This is a genomic window from Bartonella sp. AP280QHHD (genome assembly GCF_042196125.1).
GTDB lineage: Bacteria > Pseudomonadota > Alphaproteobacteria > Rhizobiales > Rhizobiaceae > Bartonella.
Genome location: NZ_JBHIPQ010000015.1, coordinates 130,851 through 147,101, shown reverse-complemented (window position 1 = coordinate 147,101; position 16,251 = coordinate 130,851). Strand labels below are relative to the sequence as shown.

Here is a 16,251-nt window from a genome sequence, read left to right as displayed (position 1 = left end):
GGTTTTTATAACCAGTGATGATAAATCTAGAGCACAGACATAATGTTGCCATAAATATATTATAGAGTGTACAAAGCTCTTTAAGTTGAGCAGCTAAAGCGCAATAGCGATGTGTAATGGTGCTATCCATTGTCTTTGTAAGGGAATGCATTACAGTATTATCTATCCAAGTAAATACACCTTTGGTTACTATTGCCATTGAGATGCTCCGCTCTTCATCGTGTTTTAATTATTATTCTGTTGTTCTTCTGCCGCGCGCTCTTTTGCTCTTCGTTCTTCTTCAGCGCGTTCTTTTGCTTTTTGTTCAGCTCGGAATTTTTCATTCTCAGCTCTCATTTTTTTAATTCTGGCTCTCATTTCAGCTTCGGAATCTCTAATCATTTTTTGAAACTTTTCATCATCTTCACGCTCTCTTTCTGCTGCTTTTGCTTCATATTCTTTCTGAAGTTCTAAAAATGCTAACCGCATGTTTTCACAATTTTTTGAAGTTCCTGCGAATCCACATTTAGCATCCCATTCTAGGCGTAATTTTTCATCTTTTTTAAATTCAGCGACGCTATAAGTTTTTTCACAGCCAGCAGCGATAATTCCAGTGCCAAGTAGCAATGTTGTTATGAGAACTTTATTCATTATTTATTGTCCTGTTGTTGTTTAGCTTTAGCGCGCTCTTCTGCTTCTCTCTTGGCTTGTTCTTTTGCTTTTTGTTCAGCTTTCCATTTTTCATGTTTAGCTTTTTGTTCAGCTATAAGTTCATCTATACCTTTCCTATACTCCTCTGCTGCTTTACGACTTCTTTCTGCTGCTTTTGCTTCATATTCTTTTTGAAGTTCTAAAAATGCTAACCGCATGTTTTCACAATTCTTTGAAGTTCCTGCGAATCCACATTTCGCATCCCACTCTAAGCGTAAATTTTTATCTTTTTTAAATTCAGCGACGCTATAGGTTTTTTCACACCCAGCTGTGATGAGCCCAGTGCAAAGTAGCAATGTTGTTATGAGAACTTTATTCATTATTTATTGTCCTGTTGTTGTTTAGCTTTAGCGCGCTCTTCTGCTTCTCTTTCTGCTTGTTCTTTTGCTTTTTGTTCTTCTTCAGCTTGCCTTTTTTGATATTCAGCTTCTCTTTTTTCAAGATCGGACATTATTTTAGCTCTAGCTTTTTTTAATGCTTCATGAAGGTTCTCTTCCGCTTGACGCTCTCTTTCTGCTGCTTTTGCTTCATATTCTTTTTGAAGTTCTAAAAATGCTAACCGCATGTTTTCACAATTTTTTGAAGTTCCTGCAAATCCACATTTAGCATCCCACTCTAGGCGTAATTTTTCATCTTTTTTAAATTCTTCTACGCTGTAGGTTTTTTCACATCCAGCTGTGATGAGCCCAGTGCAAAGTAGCAATGTTGTTATGAGAACTTTATTCATGATTAATGACTGTCCTGTTGTTGTTTAGCGCGCTCTTTTGCTTCTTGTTCTTCTTCAGCACGTCGCTTTGCTTCTTGTTCGGCTCGGAATTTTTCATTCTCAGCTCTCATTTTTTCAATCCAAGCTTTTTGTTCAGCTTTAAATTTTTCATCTATTTTGCGATTTTCTTCTTCAACTTTTGCCTGACGTTCTTTCTCAAGTTCAGCGCCTGCTACTCTTAGGTTTTCACAATTTTTTGAAGTTCCTATCCCTCCACATCTCGTGACCCATTCATCAAATAATTTTGGATTTTTTTTAAATTCTGCGACGCTATAGGTTTTTTCACAACCAGCTGTGATGAGCCCTGTGCAAAGCAGCAATGTTGTTATGAGAACTTTATTCATTATTTATTGTCCTGTTTCTTTTCAGATTCTTGTTTATCGTCATTTGTTGAGCCAAAGCCTCTCCAATTTTTACGGGTTTCAAATTCAGCTTGCTCTGCATTTTTACAATTTTTCGAATTCAAATCCCCTGACGTCAAACATTTCACTAATACTTCTTCCATCAGTTTTTTATTTTTTTTAAGTTCTTCTACGCTGTAGGTTTTTTCACATCCAGTGGTGATGAGCCCTGTGCAAAGTAGCAATGTTGTTATGATGATCTTGTTCATATTCAAGCCCCTCTTTTTTACTCTTTATTGACCACGCATTTTTTGGGCTAAAGCTTTGGTTCGTGCTTTAAATTCTTCTATTTCACGTCTTTCTGCCGCTTTTTCTTCTGCTTGTTGAATCATTGCGGCGGCTTGCATTTGAAGGACTTGTGTTTGGAGTTTTGCTTGTATCGCTTCTAGTTGTGCTTGAATGCCTTGAATTTTACCCGCATCTTCAGTACTTCCAAGTTCGTCAAGAAGCTTGGTAATGTTTTTTTGTGTTTCACTGGCTTCTTCGTAGACGTCTTGTCCTTTTGCTGCTTGTCCTACTACGCGCTGTTCAGCTTTTTTCACTTCCTGTGTGTAAAAAGCATCTACTGCCTCTTTTGAGTCTGCGCCCCCCGCGGGCTCTTTGTATTTAAGTTCTTCTTGCCATTTTTGCGTGTTTTTGCTGCCGCCGCCACCGCCACCGCCGCCACCACTGCCCATTGATTGTTGAAAGTGGTTAAAATCTGAAGGAAGGGCGCCACTGCTCCCTTGCTTGTTAAACATCTCTTTCAATCCCGAAATGTCAGGCTTGACATTTAAGGAGTTATATAACTGTTTCGCTTGATCGAGTTGGCTCTTTAATTGCTCAAGCTGTTGTGCACCTTGTTGAATTTGTTGTTCTGCTTTTGCAACTTGTTCTCTCAATCTTTTGGCTTGCTCTATATTTTCCAGCAGTATTTTATAATCAAAGGGACCACCTCCAAATGCATTTGCTTGAGGTCCAAAAGAAATTGCGCAAAGAGCTGTTGCCAATAAAAGTTTTTTCATTGCTTTGACCTTTCTTGAAAAATAGGAAGCCATTTTTCTGGAGATTGTCCAACTTCATCCATAATGGTCTCTAGGAGTTCAATATTCTTGGTGGTGCCACTTAAAATGGCTATTTCATCATCAAAGCCGCGTAAATTTAGCTCTGCTACAACTGAACTTTGTCCTTGTTTGATGAGAAAACGCCGTGACTCACGGCTTAATTCTGATTGTATCAGGTTAAATTCTCTGTCCGATAATTTAAAACCTTCTACATAATCCCCATGATTGCCCTTTTGATTGGGAAAATAAATCTGTGTGGGGCATTGCTCTATAATGGTGTGAGCAATGGTCGAATTGATCGCATCTTTGGGAGATTGCGTTGCAAACAACATCAAACCATTTTGTTTACGGATAGTTTTCAGCCTGTCTTGCGCAAAGGCTTTAAAGGAATCATCCTCTAAGGCTTTCCAAAACTCATCAATGACAATGATAATACGACGTCCATCAATCAGAGACAAAATCCTATGAAAAAGATACATCATCAAGGGTGGACGAATTTCATTATTGTCTAAAAAATCCGTCATGTCATAACCAATAAATTTTGCATCAATGCCAATGTCGTCATCAGGATTGTCAAAAACCCACCCTAAGGCATTGCCTTTACACCATCTTTCTAAACGACCCGCTATCCCCTCCCTGTGCGTGGTGTCAAAAAACATTTGTAAGGCCGATATTGTCCGTTGTTCTTTGGGTAATAAGGCAAGTTGGTCAACAGCAGCAGAAATATCTTGTCTTTCTGATTCACTGATCTTTTGATCTTCAGACGAAACAAGCTTTATAATCCATTGGCGTAAAAAAACTCTATCTGCTGGATTGTTATAGTCTAAGCCTTTTAGCGGTGCTATGCCTGTCGGTCTACCATTCTTCAAGGGCATATAAGTGCCGCCACCCGCTCTGACAAAAAGTTCTGCGCCCCGATCTTTGTCAAAAAAGACCATATTGGGATCATGCTTTTGAAGTTGCGCTAAAAGAAAATTGACAATAACCGTTTTCCCAGAACCAGAGGGACCACAAACAAACGTATTGCCTAAATCACCAAAGTGAAAGTTAAAATAAAACGGTGAACCAGCAGAGGTTTTCATCAAGGCGACCGCTGGTCCCCACACATTGCCATCTATTTTCCCAACCGGAAAAGAATGAAAAGGAGAAAGCGCTGCATAATTGCGGCTTGTTATTGCACCAGAGCGGGTGCGATAAGCATAATTGCCAGGCAATTGTGCCCACCAAGCTGCTGCTAACCCTAAGTCTTCCCGCGCAATCACAGCCCCACCATCTGTAAGACGAGAACGCGCTTTGGCAAGATTATCCGCTAACTCTTGCGGCGTATCAGCAAAAACTGCCAATGATAAATGATGCTCCCCTAAAACAAAACGATTGGATTCAAGATCATCAAGCGCATCATCCAGTTCCATAATTTGTGAACCTGCTCGATCTCCTGCATTGACCATTTGATTCTGTTTGCGCCCCATAATCTGTTTGGCAGCATTTTTGCTCTTGAAAATAAAAGATTGGGTGAAAATAAACTCAAAGGGAAGGGTGAGCAAACCATCCGCCATGCCTACCCTGGTTTTTGCTGGATATTCTTTCCAACCAAACATGCCCGCAAACCGCTGTCCCGCCTCGGTGCGTATTTCTATGATCTCTTTCCCAAAAATGAGACGGTCTGAATAAACAGTCGAAGCTATCGTCCCCCATGTGAGAGGGATACGTTCACGACGACCTCCCACCAATTGGTGGATAAACTCACTTTGCTGCGAATAAATATTGCCTTCATGTTCATAAAGACTCAATCTTCTTGCACCATAACGCTCTAAATTTTGAATAAGATCTGTGGTAATATCTTCAAGCTTGCGAATGGACTCTGCATCAACTTCTGTCTTTTCTTGCTTGGCTTTGCCTAAACGTTTGAAAAACTCCACTAATTTATCCGTTTGATCAACGTGTGGATTCCACAAAATAGAAAGATAAAGCTCATTGCGATAAAGCTCCTGTGAAATCATCCGGTCGCGATATTTATCATCTAATTGCTTGGCAAATGCCGATCTGAAAGTCCCATCCGGATAAATCGTTTCACGCTTTCTGATAATATGGCTATAAAGCGCTATCCGTTCATCCGCTATGTTTTTAAACAGATTATTGAGCTGTTCGTGAAGCACATTCAGATCAATAATATCCGCTGTCTCAAAGTTAATCCCTTCAAGTTTAATAACGCTCATGAGAGCGCGTGAATCCAACGCAATGATGTGCTTGTTGACATGGCGCACATAAGGAATGATCGCCTCTGGCTGCTTTTCACGTTTGCGCTCTGTTCTATTCATTGTAATTCCTCATAATTACGAATTAATCGTAATGGAGAAATACTTCCCCCACCCCATAGACTCGAATTTCTGGCAAAAATACTTGTCTTTTGCCATGTCAGAAGAATACGAAATTTGTTATGGTCATGCTTTAGGATTTCCTTGAATATGAAATGCAGCATCACACCAAAGGTTAGAAGAAAAATATTGCCTGCCATAATGAACAATATCATCGTTCCTATCCCATTTAATCCCATAGCTTCCACCGTCACGCCCGCAATCATTGCAGGGCGCGTGCAAGCAAGAAATAACGTATCTTCTGTTAGCTTGTCGTTCTCTTTCATGGCTTTGAAAGGCAAAGTTTAATGGGAAAACATTGATACGATTTGCGTTGCACCCATAACAATGCCGATGCCAACACAAACAAAGAAAGCTTTACGCATTTCAACATAACCAGCAATCCATGCAAGCCCAATACCAGCAACCGCAATGGTTGCAATTGATGTTGCAATTTTTCCTGTTAAAGCTTCAATTATTTTATCAAGAGCAGTTTCAATTTTTCCGAAGCCGCCATCAGCAAATGCTGGTTCACTCAGTGCCATGAAGGCAATAAACAGCATCAATGCTGCTGTTAACCATTTTTTTTGGGTGTTGGATAGAATAGTTTTTTGTAAGGTATGTTCATTAATGAACGAATTATTCATGTTTTTCATGAAAATTCCCCCGCTTTATGTTTAAGTTGATCATAAAATTAATATTCAAAATATTAATCGGGAATCATATAAATGAAAAAAATATTTTTTTCTATCGATAAATTAATAATATTTAATCTTTTATTATTTAATAAACAAAAAATATAGTAATATTCAAAATGATACTTTTAAAATGTTTTCGAGCAGCGCCTAAATATATTGTCTTAATTTGTATTATTATTTTAGGATACTTTTATTTCAGTCAACATACTGAAAATATTATGCAATTTTCTCTTTTTGAAGGATCAGAAAAGACAATTGGAAACCCCGTTCAAAATCCGAAGTCACAATTGGTTGATTATGCAAACCAACAAGACGCAATCCAACAAAATGTGGTGTTGCATTCAGAACCAATCGCATCACAATTTTATGAAGAAAATGTGCCGGTCTATTCCGGTGCTATACAGGTCACAAGTGGTGTGACCTTTAAAATGATTACGCTTGTAGATGATGGATGGAGAAAAAAGATTATCCGTGATATCCGATTATATGGTGTGGAAAGCTGTGAAACACGACAATTTGCCTCACGCAACGGAGTTAAGTGGCCTTGCGGTGCTTTTGTTACGGCTTGGCTTGTTTCAAAAACAATTGATAAAAAGGTTACTTGTCGGCAAGCACGTGTCGTTCAACAGGTTCATTATGCACAATGTTTTGTAGATGGGGTTGATCTGGCGCGGTTGGGGCTGGCAGAAGGGTTGATGGTGTTGACAAAAGATCAGCATCATTTTCCATCCCCCGCAGACTATAAAACTCTACAATCTGCTGCTCAAAAAGCACAAAACGGTTTATGGTCGAGCCAATTTCAACAACCAGAAGATTGGCGAAGAGATCATGGGAGCTATAATCCCATTGACCATAATTAATATTGACCATTATTGATAAAGCGTCTTTTCAAGCGCTATTTAAAAATCAAGACAATATTCTACTGCAAATCTTATCAGAAAAAAGTTAATGATAATCCACACAGTCCTTGGTGGACAACGCTCGTTATGAAAATTTGTTGTGTTTAAAATATCCTTATAGGTTGTTTACTACAGTGCTATGGGAGAGCGCGTTTCCTTGGCTATACGTCATTTCGTTTTGCTTTTTAAATGAAAAGCTCTTCGCTTCTCAAACTCTTAATAATCGCACCCCAAAATCATGACATCAAACCTGCATTTAAATGAGAAGGCTAAAAGCCTTAAGTTTTAAAGGCTGGGAAATTCTGTAAAAGCGTATCGTTAGGCGCACGTGTGCCCCTTATCAATAACCAAAAGGCCTATCTTGTTCTTTTCTCACGCGGCTTTGAGATCATGATTAAAGAGAAAGCTTATAGGGGGATAAGTCAAAAGAAAGTGATGAAAATAATAAGGTATTTTAAGTGATATATATTTGAAAATATTATAAAAAAGACAAGAAAAGATAATAAATGGGTATTTTGTTATATAAATACTTAGCGTTAAGCGGATAGGTTATGAAAAGCCTTTCCAAAGTTTTTAAAACTGATTGTCTTCATACGTGTTAAAGTGTACAATGACGTTGTCAGGTGTGAGTTACACAAAATACTCTTTTAGTTAGAGATTGATAACTCACATTTTATTGTCGTGGGGTATTTATTTAATATGCATGTCCACGATCTGTATCTGGCGATTTTGTTTCAAAAAACTTTTTAGCTTGTTCTTCTTGTTGGGCTCTACGTTTTTCCTCTTCACTTTTACCACAACCTGTAATATTCAATCCTATAGTCAATAGAGCCAAGCATATTAAAATAAATTTTTTCATTTTTCCCCTCTTTAAAAATTATATGTATTAATCTCATCAATTATATCGGAATACAGATTTAATTATCGTGATCTTTTGTTTTTTATTAGTATTGTTAATGGAAAAATATGTGAACAGTTTATTGTAAATATCTTATAAGTTTATCATAATAAAAAATTAGAAGGAAAGAGCCAAAACCTAATATAAAGGAACAAATTGTAATGTTTATTAGTGCTTTTGACCAACCTATTGATAATATCATAATAGGAATTGTAAACAATCCCACAAACCCCATTATCATTATAAGGCTTAGTATCAATCTTAAAGGACCACGAAGCCATAAAAGCAAAAGGACGAGCGCCTCTTTGCTTATTTGTGATTTTGACATTATTTTCCCCTCACGCGCTTAAATCAAGATGCTCCACAATATACACAGTACGATAAATGATACAAGTTATTTTGTTATAAAATCTTCAAGATCTGTTTGATGTTCAACGGATGAAATATCCGGTTTGGTAGAAGATGATTCTATTTGATATTCTTTCATAAAAGCAACTTTTTCTTCTTTGAAGAACAGAATAGGATTCACTCAGTATTGATTAGGCAATTTTGGTTTTAAAATTCCTTTTTGTATGAGCTCTCTTAAACCGTTGTGAAAAGTTCTGTCGACCATATCGCGCTTTTTTCCATTTATACCCCCATCAAACCAAATTAAGGTAACGCTGCTGGGATCTTCGTTTGTTGATTTATTAGATCGATATTCTTCTAAAACTATTATCAAAGCACGATGTCCTGTACGAGATAAATTACAAATTGCTTGAATGCCATCAGCAAATATTTCTATAAAATTTTCTTTCTTTATTTTTTCTGTGACGTGAATTGTAGGTATGACCTCTGTTCTATTCGTATCAGAGTTGATAAATTTTTGTTGTGTAATGGACGTTTTTACAACTTTCTTATCGGTAAAAATTTCAGATTTTTTGAAAAAAGAATTTTCATACGGGGAATATTTTTGCTTTATAAATTCAAATCGATGACGTGACCTTTGGTTCTGAAAAAAGCTTATGAAAATATAGAGAAAGGCAGAAACGGAACATCATTTCCTTCAAAAAACAATAAATGGCTTCGAATTAAACTAGGACTTCTAATGCAAGCATTGCCTTATGTTGTTATGTTCATGAAAAATGGGTTGCAATCTGAAAGAGAGTGTAGCGGTTCTATGGAATTTTTAGCAAAATGAAGGGGATTTTTTTCAGGTATTTGAAGAAGCTAAAGAGACTATGAGGAAAAAAATGTGCTTTCTTTTGTTATAAAAGAAAGCACACTGAGGGGGAATTTAGAGTGACAGTTTTACATATTTTACTTTGAAAAGCGGTCTTTTTTATCTTTTTTCCACAAAAAATAAGTTGCAAGTCCGAGAATGGGAACACTCAATTTGGCAAAAGGGAGATGTTGACTGAGAGCTGCAAGGCTGGAAACAGTCGCATCTGTCATGAGTTTGTGGCGTTGTTCTTCTGTCTTTTTTTGTTGGTCATAGCGTTGATAAGTTTTGAGAACGCGACTGATAATAAGACCTAATCCCGCAAGAGAAAGACAAATTAAAAACATGATACTGGCGGCAGCAAGAGGCTTCATAACAGAACATAACGCAATAAAACCGATGGTACATAAAAAAAGCAAAGACATGAAGAATGAAATGCCAATAAACCCATAAAAAATTGCTTGAAGGCGTACTTGCTTGACTGTGCTTTTAAGCCCTCCACCGACAAGATGGTTTAAAAGAGGCGCGATAAACTTATGCATTGCTTAACGACGTAGTAATTGAGAAAGAATAAAACCAACCCCTGCGGCAAACAAAACGCTTTTGCCAGGATTTTTGCGAACGCATTGATTCATGGTTTGTTCAAGATCACTAATTTTGTCTTTTGCTTGAGACATCATGTCTTCACCACTTTCTTTCGCTGAGTGATATAGTTTTTCCGCTTTGTCTTTGGCGGCGTTGAATTTGTTTGCACCAAGATCTGTTAGGGTTGAGGTAATCCCTGAAATTTCAGTGCGTAACGTTTCTAATTGTCCTTGTAGGTCTTTTTCTACGGCTGATTTATCGTGCTGTGTTGTTTTATTATGGGCCATGGTATTTTTCCCTCTTGATTCATTATATTTGTATTGGTGTGTTCATAGTGATCATTTGCATTGGAGTGAAAATTTTCACTGCTTGAGTAACGCCAAAAGCTTTTTTTGGTTCCTTTCATTTTGTCGAATTTAAAATTGTTTTTGATAAAATAAATCTTTCCTATACGATATGCTTTGTCTGTAAAGGGTCGCATCTGTTGAGAATTGTCTTATGCTTTTGCAGTAATTTAGCACCATTCTTCAGTTTCTCGTGGCGCAGTTTTTTATAAAAGTTTTTTAAAAGTGTGCTGAGGCTTATTTTTTAAGCTTGTGACAGGTAAAAAACATCGTTGTTGCGATTTTGCGGCAGAAGTACTGTCATTTTTATACTTTTGCAGCAAAGAAAAAGAAAATAATATTGCGGCTCTTTGCTCTCTATGTATTTGGGGGCAACACGCGCTCCCCATGATACTTTTGGTCAGTTTAAGAATATTGCGATCGTTCTTTTTTAAAAACGTAAGGTATATTTTTATTTTAGGATAGGAGAGGTACTTTAGTGTAGGGGTTGTTAGAGAAGTGCATGTCCTTTTCTTTAAGAGTTTTATGATATTTTTGCTGCTTGTTTCATGTAAGCAAATATTTTGTTGGATTTAAAAGAGCCGCAGAAATGAGAAAAGCTTTGCGATATGAGAGATTTATTTAACAGGAACGATGATAAATTATTCTTATAAATTAAAATATTATATGCGATACTTCTTGTAAGTTTATCATTTTGCCTAATTTATGCAATAAATTGATTGGGTAAGATAAACTTGTTGAATTGTTAGAGAAAAATTTCTTGAGTAATTTCTTTAGAATTAAGAGAGAGCTTGTGAAATAAAACTATACTTGATTTATCAAGTTTTCTTTCTTAAGAGGAATACACAAGTGACGTTAAAAGGGTAGTGGCATTGTGGAACAGTGATGCTATGCGGGGTGACGATCCAGCTCATAAATAAAGATAAGAGCACAAGAATGTGAGATAAAAATGGAATCTGAAACAGTCCCTTTAGATAAAACAGTCCCTTTAGATAATATGTCTGCTGTATTGACAGTGCATGATTTTTCTCCTCTTTCTATGTTTATGGCTGCTGATTGGGTGGTAAAAGCCGTTATCATTATTTTGTTATTTGCTTCACTTATGTCTTGGACAATTGCTTTTGTGAAAATTGTTGAGATCACTTTGGTAAAACGAAGAGTACGTCATGAACTTCAATTGGTTCTAAATGCTCAGACTCTTACGCGTTTGGCAGCTAGCTTGAAAGAAAGCAAAGGAGCTGGTGTGTTTTTTCTCAAAGAAGTCCTTAAAGAGGTGTATCTTTCTGCACAACAGGTTCATTTTTCTGCTCCTGAAGGGATAAACGAAAGCTCTGGTGAAAAAACCAGTACAGAGGAAAGGGCACAAACGATTGAAGATATTCTCTTTTATGAGGAGAGCAATCAATATGAAGATGTTTCCCGCGATGTTCGCGATGCTAGGGTTCGTGATGTTCATGAAGGTTTAAAAGAAAGGGTTCATTCACTTTTGTCACGCTGCTTGCTGGCTGCTACACGCCGTGTTGCATGTGGAAGTGCTGTTCTTGCAACTATTGGCGCAATTGCTCCTTTTGTTGGTCTTTTTGCAACTGTTTGGGGAATTATGAATTCTTTTATTGGGATTGCTCAGTCTCAAACAACGCGACTTGATGTGGTGGCGCCTGGAATTGCTGAAGCCTTATTCGCAACGGCTGTTGGGCTTTTTGTGGCTATTCCCGCCGTTGTTATGTATAATAGCCTTATGCGTGCTTTGAGTGGTTATCGTAGTGATTTAGGTGATATCGCTGCTGCTCTTGAAAGGCTCTTGAGCCGTGAACTTGATAGACAAAGACAACAGAAAAGTCATAAAAAATGAAAGCAAGCCTTAATAATGATTGGGATATAGACGAGAGTGGGTTGCAAAGCGAAATCAATGTGACCCCTTTTATTGATGTTGTATTGGTGTTGCTTATTGTTTTTATGGTTGCTGCGCCTTTGGCAACATCTGCCATTTCCGTTCAGCTTCCTTCTATAACTCAAGCACCTTCAGTGGTTCAGTCTGATGAACCTCTTTATGTTACGTTGCAAAAAGATCGTTCTCTTTACATTGGTGATCATCTTGTAGAACAAGCAGCTTTGAGAGAAGCTTTGTTGAGGGAAACGACGCAAAATTTAGAGGCAAAAATTTTAATCAAAGCGGATAGCGAAATTGATTATGGTACTGTCATCGATTTATTAAATCAAATACGTATGGCTGGATATCATAAAATCGGTCTTGTAGGATTGCAAAACTCTACCAATCTTGTCTCAAGAGGTGAGATCAATAATAAAACAACAGGGGTAGCGAACGCTGCTGTCGATGGAGCGGGTGGTAGCGCGGGTGGTAACGTTGTGGGGCATGTGGATGCCGTAACAACGAGCACTACGGGAAACGCTAATATTCCAGCCGATGTCTCTGATCAGTGATAAAAAACAGCCTTTGTTGCAGGAAGCAAAGCATATTACTCAAAGTCGTAGAGTGAAATTGATGAGGGTTCCGCGGATTTATTAAACCAAACACGCATGGGTTTGATATTACGCAGGGGGTTCATATATCGAATCGGTTTTTTTAGGATTAAACTCTACTCATCTTGCCGCAAGAGGTGCGATCAAGAAAACAGCAGAGGCGATTGTTGTGTGTCTTAATACATCTTAAAGCCTTTTTTGCGGCGGTGTTCATAAATGGTATAACGGTAAAGCCCCCGTAAAATAATCAAAAAACCTATCAAACATCACCATCTTTACGCTTAACAAAAGAGCAAGCGAGCACCATTATCGTATTTATATTTTTTTCCAAGACAGTGTTAATATACGTATTCATTGTAGGCATTTTTTCAGTTTTTATCTGTATGCTAATCACGTTTGGAATGTGAGAAACATGCTTTTGATTGATTTAATATAAATAGGCTTGCCATGAAACAATCTTACAGTATTGAGATTTCTCGTTTAAGTTGAAAGACAATTCATTATTATTATAAATCAATATGATGTATAGATTGTCGACATTACAAGCAGTGTGTGAACGCTCAATGGTTAATGCCAATTTTTTTGTTATGGGGGAGGGGTATCGGGCGATAATGAAGTTTTGTATAGCGTGAGAGACGTAATTGAGAGATGATTATTTAGAGGGGCGTTTAGTGAAAAAACTTTGAAAGCAAATGCGCATTCCCTCTGCACTTTAAAAGCGCAAAGAATTTCCAGTGAAAGAGTGGTTGGAATAAGTATGTGTGTTATTTTGAGAGTAGCGATTTTTCAGAGCCTCTTAAGTGTGTCCTGTTGAACCAAAACCTCCTGTTCCACGGCTCTCGTTATGGCTTTGGGTATTTTGCTCTGGTTCAATGGCGCAAACATTAACTTGGGATACAGGGGCGATGACTGTTTGGGCAATGCGCATGCCCCGTTGGATTGAAAAGTCTTCTTGGCCTAAATTGATAAGAAGGAGTTTGACTTCACTTCCGGATAGTCACACCCAATCGTTCTTGGAGTGTTGAGGCATGTGATGCCCGTGTTTTAAGGCTAAGCCAGAGCGTGGACGGATGCGTGCTTCAAACCCAAGAGATAAATGAAAAATGAGACCTGTTGGAATAAGTGCCCGCTGCCCAGAGGCAAGAACAAGCGTTTCTTCTTTACCAATTGCTGCTTGTAAATCCAAGACCGCAGAATCAGCCGTTGTGTAGTGAGGAAGCTTTCTTGTCCCAAGTGCAAGATGCTGAACGGATAAAGTCAAGGGGGGTGTGAAGATTGAGAAGAGACAGGAGAAGAGTAAGGATACTTGTTTAGAGGGGCGTTTAGTGAAAAAACTTTGAAAGCAAATGCGCACTCCTTCTACACTTTAAAAGCCCAAGGGACTTCTAGTGAAAGAGTGGTTGGGTATGTGTTATTTTGAGAGTAGAGATTTTTCAGAGCTTCTTAAGTGTGTCCCGTTGAACCAAAACCTCCTGTTCCACGGCTCTCGTTATGGCTTTGGGTATTTTGCTCTGGTTCAATGGCGCAAACATTAACTTGAGATACGGGGGCGATGACTGTTTGGGCAATGCGCATGCCTCGTTGGATGGAAAAGTCTTCTTGGCCTAAATTGATAAGAAGGACTTTGACTTCACCACGGTAGTCACTATCAATCGTTCCTGGAGTGTTGAGGCATGTGATGCCGTGTTTTAAGGCTAAGCCAGAGCGTGGACGTATTTGTGCTTCAAACCCAAGAGATAAATGAAAAATGAGACCTGTTGGAATAAGTGCCCGCTGCCCAGGGCTAAGAACAAGCGTTTCTTCTTCTCCAATTGCTGCCCGTAGATCAAGACCCGCAGAACCCGCTGTCGCGTAGCAAGGAAGTTCTAAACCTTGTCCGTGTGCAAGACGCTGAACAAATAAAGTTTGGGCATGTGAAGATTGAGAAGAGACAGGATGATTGTTTAGAGGGGCGTTGGTTTCAGTGTGCGACATGATCGAGGCATTTCCAAAATATGAGGTCTAGAAGAAAATGATACTTTAACAAAAGATATCTATAAAACCAAGTCGATAAAGGTGTGTGGATATAGGTTGTCCCCAGAGCTTGCTTATCATCTTTGGCTGACCTAAAATATTCCACAACACCACCTAACATCATCAAAGGCATTTTTCAATAATGGCATCATCAAGGATGGCTTATGCCTAGGGGCATGCGCTTATTTGAGATCTAAATTATGGTTACAGATAAGATTTTTTAGATACTACCGATAAGTATACCCGTGGCAAAAACCAGAGCTCCCCCAATGATAACCTGTAAAGAAGCGCGCCAAAAGGGAGTTGACATGAATTTGTTCTGAATCCAGACGATGGCGCCTAGTTCGAAAAAAACAATGATAAAAGCAATAATTGTCGCTACATAAAAAGAGTTGATTAAATAGGGAAGCGTATGGCCTAATCCTCCTAATGTGGTCATAATGCCGCTGGCAAGGCCTCTTTTTAATGGCGAACCACGCCCTGATAATTTTCCGTCATCATGGGCTGCTTCTGTGAAACCCATTGAAAGTCCCGCACCAATTGAAGCTGAGAGCCCTATCAAAAAAGTTTGATGCGTGTCTCCCGTGGCAAAAGCTGCGGCAAAAATGGGGGCAAGGGTGGAAACAGAGCCATCCATTAACCCTGCTAGACCTGGTTGAATCCAAGTCAAAAGTGTTTGTCTTTGCGTTTTCGAAGGTTTTTTTATGGTGTGATTTGCCGCTGTTGTTTTTTGGGAGGGATGGCGGTTCTTGCCTTTCACAAGAGAAGTTTTGTCACATAATGAACCGATAGTGTTTGCACGATTATGGCAAGAAAGGCACAAAAGTTGCTTATAATTTTTAAGCTCTTGAAGCCCCATGGCGGTAAAAACCGCGGCTTCCTTAGAGGAATAAGGTTCTAGAGCTTTTGCATATTTTAAATAGAGCGCCGCATGTTGCTCTTTTAATTTGAGCGCTTTAAGTATCACGTTTTGTGCTGAACGAAAGGACAGAGCTTTACGTTGTACAAATGAAAAAAACAATTTCAACATTTTCTGTTCCTTTGCACTTTAGAATAATTCTAAAACATAAGAAAAATAAACCGAAAGTCAATCTAAAAGTTCAAAACTGAAAAATTGCAAAAAGGTTGCAGTAAAAAAATGCTGGGGTGCTATGAAAGTAAAGCTGGCAAATAAATTCAAGTACAGGAAGATTTATTAAGTGGGAGATTTATTAAGTGGGGTCGAGAGGGGGGCGTGAAAGCATTGAGAGAAAATATGCTTTATTATGGGACGTTTTCAATGGAGCATTCTAATGTATTGTGAATATATGGAAATAAGCGGGCACGATCATTCATTTGACGGGTTCAAAAGACGATAACAATCTTTGGAATTTGAGATAATTCTTTAAAAGAGACTTTTTCAAGGGACAAAAGTCTCTTTCATGAGGGCGTCCGTGAAGAGTATAAAAGAGTAAAACAGTAAAGCCTTCATACAATAATATACACTCCATTGAGCCTTCTTATCTTTACGCTGCATAAAAGATATTGATTTATAATGATAATCTAGCGTTATTCATATTGAATTAGCCTCCCGAATAACGTGGGATTCTCTCATTTCAAATCTGTTTATCTTAAATCAATCAAAATTACTTGCTTGCACACTACAAGCGGGGTTGGTGTGTGGGTAAAAACTATAGAAGAAAGGACTAAAAATGGCTCTTATGAGCCGTCTTAAGAGCCAAGGGCTGTCACAACATTGGGGGCTGGCAAATAGATGGTGCTGGCTTGTTACTTCATAAAGAGCAAGCTTGCATCATCATACACCTTAGCTCCCAGTGTTGCGACAGTCTTTAGCACGGTTCATTATAGGCATGGCATTTTATTGTACAGTTTTACGCC

17 protein-coding genes and 1 pseudogene are annotated in these 16,251 nt (G+C 38.3%); 3 read left to right on the top strand and 15 right to left on the bottom strand.

The window, feature by feature from the left end; translation table 11 throughout:
• Positions 1 to 225: 225 nt before the first annotated feature.
• Genes ACFIMK_RS01760 through ACFIMK_RS01720 form a run of 9 tightly spaced genes read right to left on the bottom strand, consistent with a single transcriptional unit; the run spans position 226 to position 5,910 of the window.
• Positions 226 to 630, bottom strand: coding sequence for an EexN family lipoprotein (locus ACFIMK_RS01760; protein ID WP_375682898.1), 405 nt, complete (start codon positions 628 to 630; stop codon positions 226 to 228).
• Positions 630 to 1,010: an EexN family lipoprotein gene (locus ACFIMK_RS01755; RefSeq protein WP_375682897.1), complete on the bottom strand. Its 381-nt coding sequence runs from the start codon at positions 1,008 to 1,010 to the stop codon at positions 630 to 632. Before ACFIMK_RS01755 ends, ACFIMK_RS01760 begins: the two co-directional genes overlap by 1 nt.
• Positions 1,010 to 1,417, bottom strand: a complete 408-nt coding sequence (locus ACFIMK_RS01750) for an EexN family lipoprotein (RefSeq protein WP_375631996.1) — start codon at positions 1,415 to 1,417, stop codon at positions 1,010 to 1,012. The genes ACFIMK_RS01755 and ACFIMK_RS01750 overlap by 1 nt, the downstream gene beginning before the upstream one ends.
• A gap of 2 nt (positions 1,418 to 1,419) precedes the next feature.
• Complete coding sequence (locus ACFIMK_RS01745) at positions 1,420 to 1,800, bottom strand: EexN family lipoprotein (RefSeq protein ID WP_375682896.1); 381 nt, start codon at positions 1,798 to 1,800, stop codon at positions 1,420 to 1,422.
• The gene (locus ACFIMK_RS01740; protein ID WP_375682895.1) at positions 1,800 to 2,066 is read right to left on the bottom strand and encodes an EexN family lipoprotein; all 267 of its coding nucleotides are present in this window, start codon (positions 2,064 to 2,066) and stop codon (positions 1,800 to 1,802) included. Before ACFIMK_RS01740 ends, ACFIMK_RS01745 begins: the two co-directional genes overlap by 1 nt.
• Before the next feature lie 24 nt (positions 2,067 to 2,090).
• Entirely contained in the window at positions 2,091 to 2,861 is a 771-nt protein-coding gene (locus tag ACFIMK_RS01735) for a type IV secretion system protein (protein WP_375612515.1), read from the bottom strand.
• Positions 2,858 to 5,218 carry a VirB4 family type IV secretion/conjugal transfer ATPase gene (locus tag ACFIMK_RS01730; RefSeq protein WP_375650061.1) on the bottom strand — a complete coding sequence of 787 codons (2,361 nt, stop codon included), beginning with the start codon at positions 5,216 to 5,218 and terminating at the stop codon, positions 2,858 to 2,860. Before ACFIMK_RS01730 ends, ACFIMK_RS01735 begins: the two co-directional genes overlap by 4 nt.
• Positions 5,215 to 5,541, bottom strand: coding sequence for a type IV secretion system protein VirB3 (locus ACFIMK_RS01725; protein ID WP_375668252.1), 327 nt, complete (start codon positions 5,539 to 5,541; stop codon positions 5,215 to 5,217). The genes ACFIMK_RS01730 and ACFIMK_RS01725 overlap by 4 nt, the downstream gene beginning before the upstream one ends.
• An 18-nt stretch (positions 5,542 to 5,559) precedes the next feature.
• Complete coding sequence (locus ACFIMK_RS01720) at positions 5,560 to 5,910, bottom strand: TrbC/VirB2 family protein (RefSeq protein WP_375613238.1); 351 nt, start codon at positions 5,908 to 5,910, stop codon at positions 5,560 to 5,562.
• 158 nt (positions 5,911 to 6,068) lie between these two features.
• Here ACFIMK_RS01720 and ACFIMK_RS01715 point away from each other — a divergent pair, with 158 nt between their 5' ends.
• Positions 6,069 to 6,812 (top strand): nuclease, encoded by a 744-nt coding sequence (locus ACFIMK_RS01715; RefSeq protein ID WP_375682894.1) that lies wholly within the window; start codon positions 6,069 to 6,071, stop codon positions 6,810 to 6,812.
• A 733-nt stretch (positions 6,813 to 7,545) separates the two neighbouring features.
• On the opposite strand, the gene ACFIMK_RS01710 is transcribed toward ACFIMK_RS01715, so the two are convergent.
• The 3 genes from ACFIMK_RS01710 to ACFIMK_RS01700 all read right to left on the bottom strand — a co-directional run bounded on the left by ACFIMK_RS01710 (position 7,546) and on the right by ACFIMK_RS01700 (position 9,822).
• The gene (locus tag ACFIMK_RS01710; protein WP_273758902.1) at positions 7,546 to 7,710 is read right to left on the bottom strand and encodes a hypothetical protein; all 165 of its coding nucleotides are present in this window, start codon (positions 7,708 to 7,710) and stop codon (positions 7,546 to 7,548) included.
• A 1,338-nt stretch (positions 7,711 to 9,048) separates the two neighbouring features.
• The gene (locus ACFIMK_RS01705; RefSeq protein ID WP_375682893.1) at positions 9,049 to 9,492 is read right to left on the bottom strand and encodes a hypothetical protein; all 444 of its coding nucleotides are present in this window, start codon (positions 9,490 to 9,492) and stop codon (positions 9,049 to 9,051) included.
• Between the two features lie 3 nt (positions 9,493 to 9,495).
• On the bottom strand, positions 9,496 to 9,822 hold the full coding sequence (locus tag ACFIMK_RS01700) for a YqjD family protein (protein WP_375612522.1): 327 nt from the start codon (positions 9,820 to 9,822) through the stop codon (positions 9,496 to 9,498).
• A 1,006-nt stretch (positions 9,823 to 10,828) separates the two neighbouring features.
• Between ACFIMK_RS01700 and ACFIMK_RS01695 the strand changes: the two genes are divergently transcribed.
• Both ACFIMK_RS01695 and ACFIMK_RS01690 read left to right on the top strand, forming a co-directional pair.
• Positions 10,829 to 11,731: a MotA/TolQ/ExbB proton channel family protein gene (locus ACFIMK_RS01695; RefSeq protein WP_375638298.1), complete on the top strand. Its 903-nt coding sequence runs from the start codon at positions 10,829 to 10,831 to the stop codon at positions 11,729 to 11,731.
• Entirely contained in the window at positions 11,728 to 12,321 is a 594-nt protein-coding gene (locus ACFIMK_RS01690) for a biopolymer transporter ExbD (protein ID WP_375638299.1), read from the top strand. The genes ACFIMK_RS01695 and ACFIMK_RS01690 overlap by 4 nt, the downstream gene beginning before the upstream one ends.
• 835 nt (positions 12,322 to 13,156) lie before the next feature.
• Here the strand turns inward: ACFIMK_RS01690 and dut (ACFIMK_RS01685) are convergent.
• The 3 genes and pseudogenes from dut (ACFIMK_RS01685) to ACFIMK_RS01675 all read right to left on the bottom strand — a co-directional run bounded on the left by dut (ACFIMK_RS01685) (position 13,157) and on the right by ACFIMK_RS01675 (position 15,403).
• Positions 13,157 to 13,714 (bottom strand): annotated as a pseudogene (gene dut / locus ACFIMK_RS01685) (dUTP diphosphatase).
• Between the two features lie 89 nt (positions 13,715 to 13,803).
• Entirely contained in the window at positions 13,804 to 14,334 is a 531-nt protein-coding gene (dut, locus tag ACFIMK_RS01680; protein WP_375682892.1) for a dUTP diphosphatase, read from the bottom strand.
• Between the two features lie 259 nt (positions 14,335 to 14,593).
• On the bottom strand, positions 14,594 to 15,403 hold the full coding sequence (locus ACFIMK_RS01675) for a VIT1/CCC1 transporter family protein (RefSeq protein WP_375682721.1): 810 nt from the start codon (positions 15,401 to 15,403) through the stop codon (positions 14,594 to 14,596).
• Positions 15,404 to 16,251: the final 848 nt, after the last annotated feature.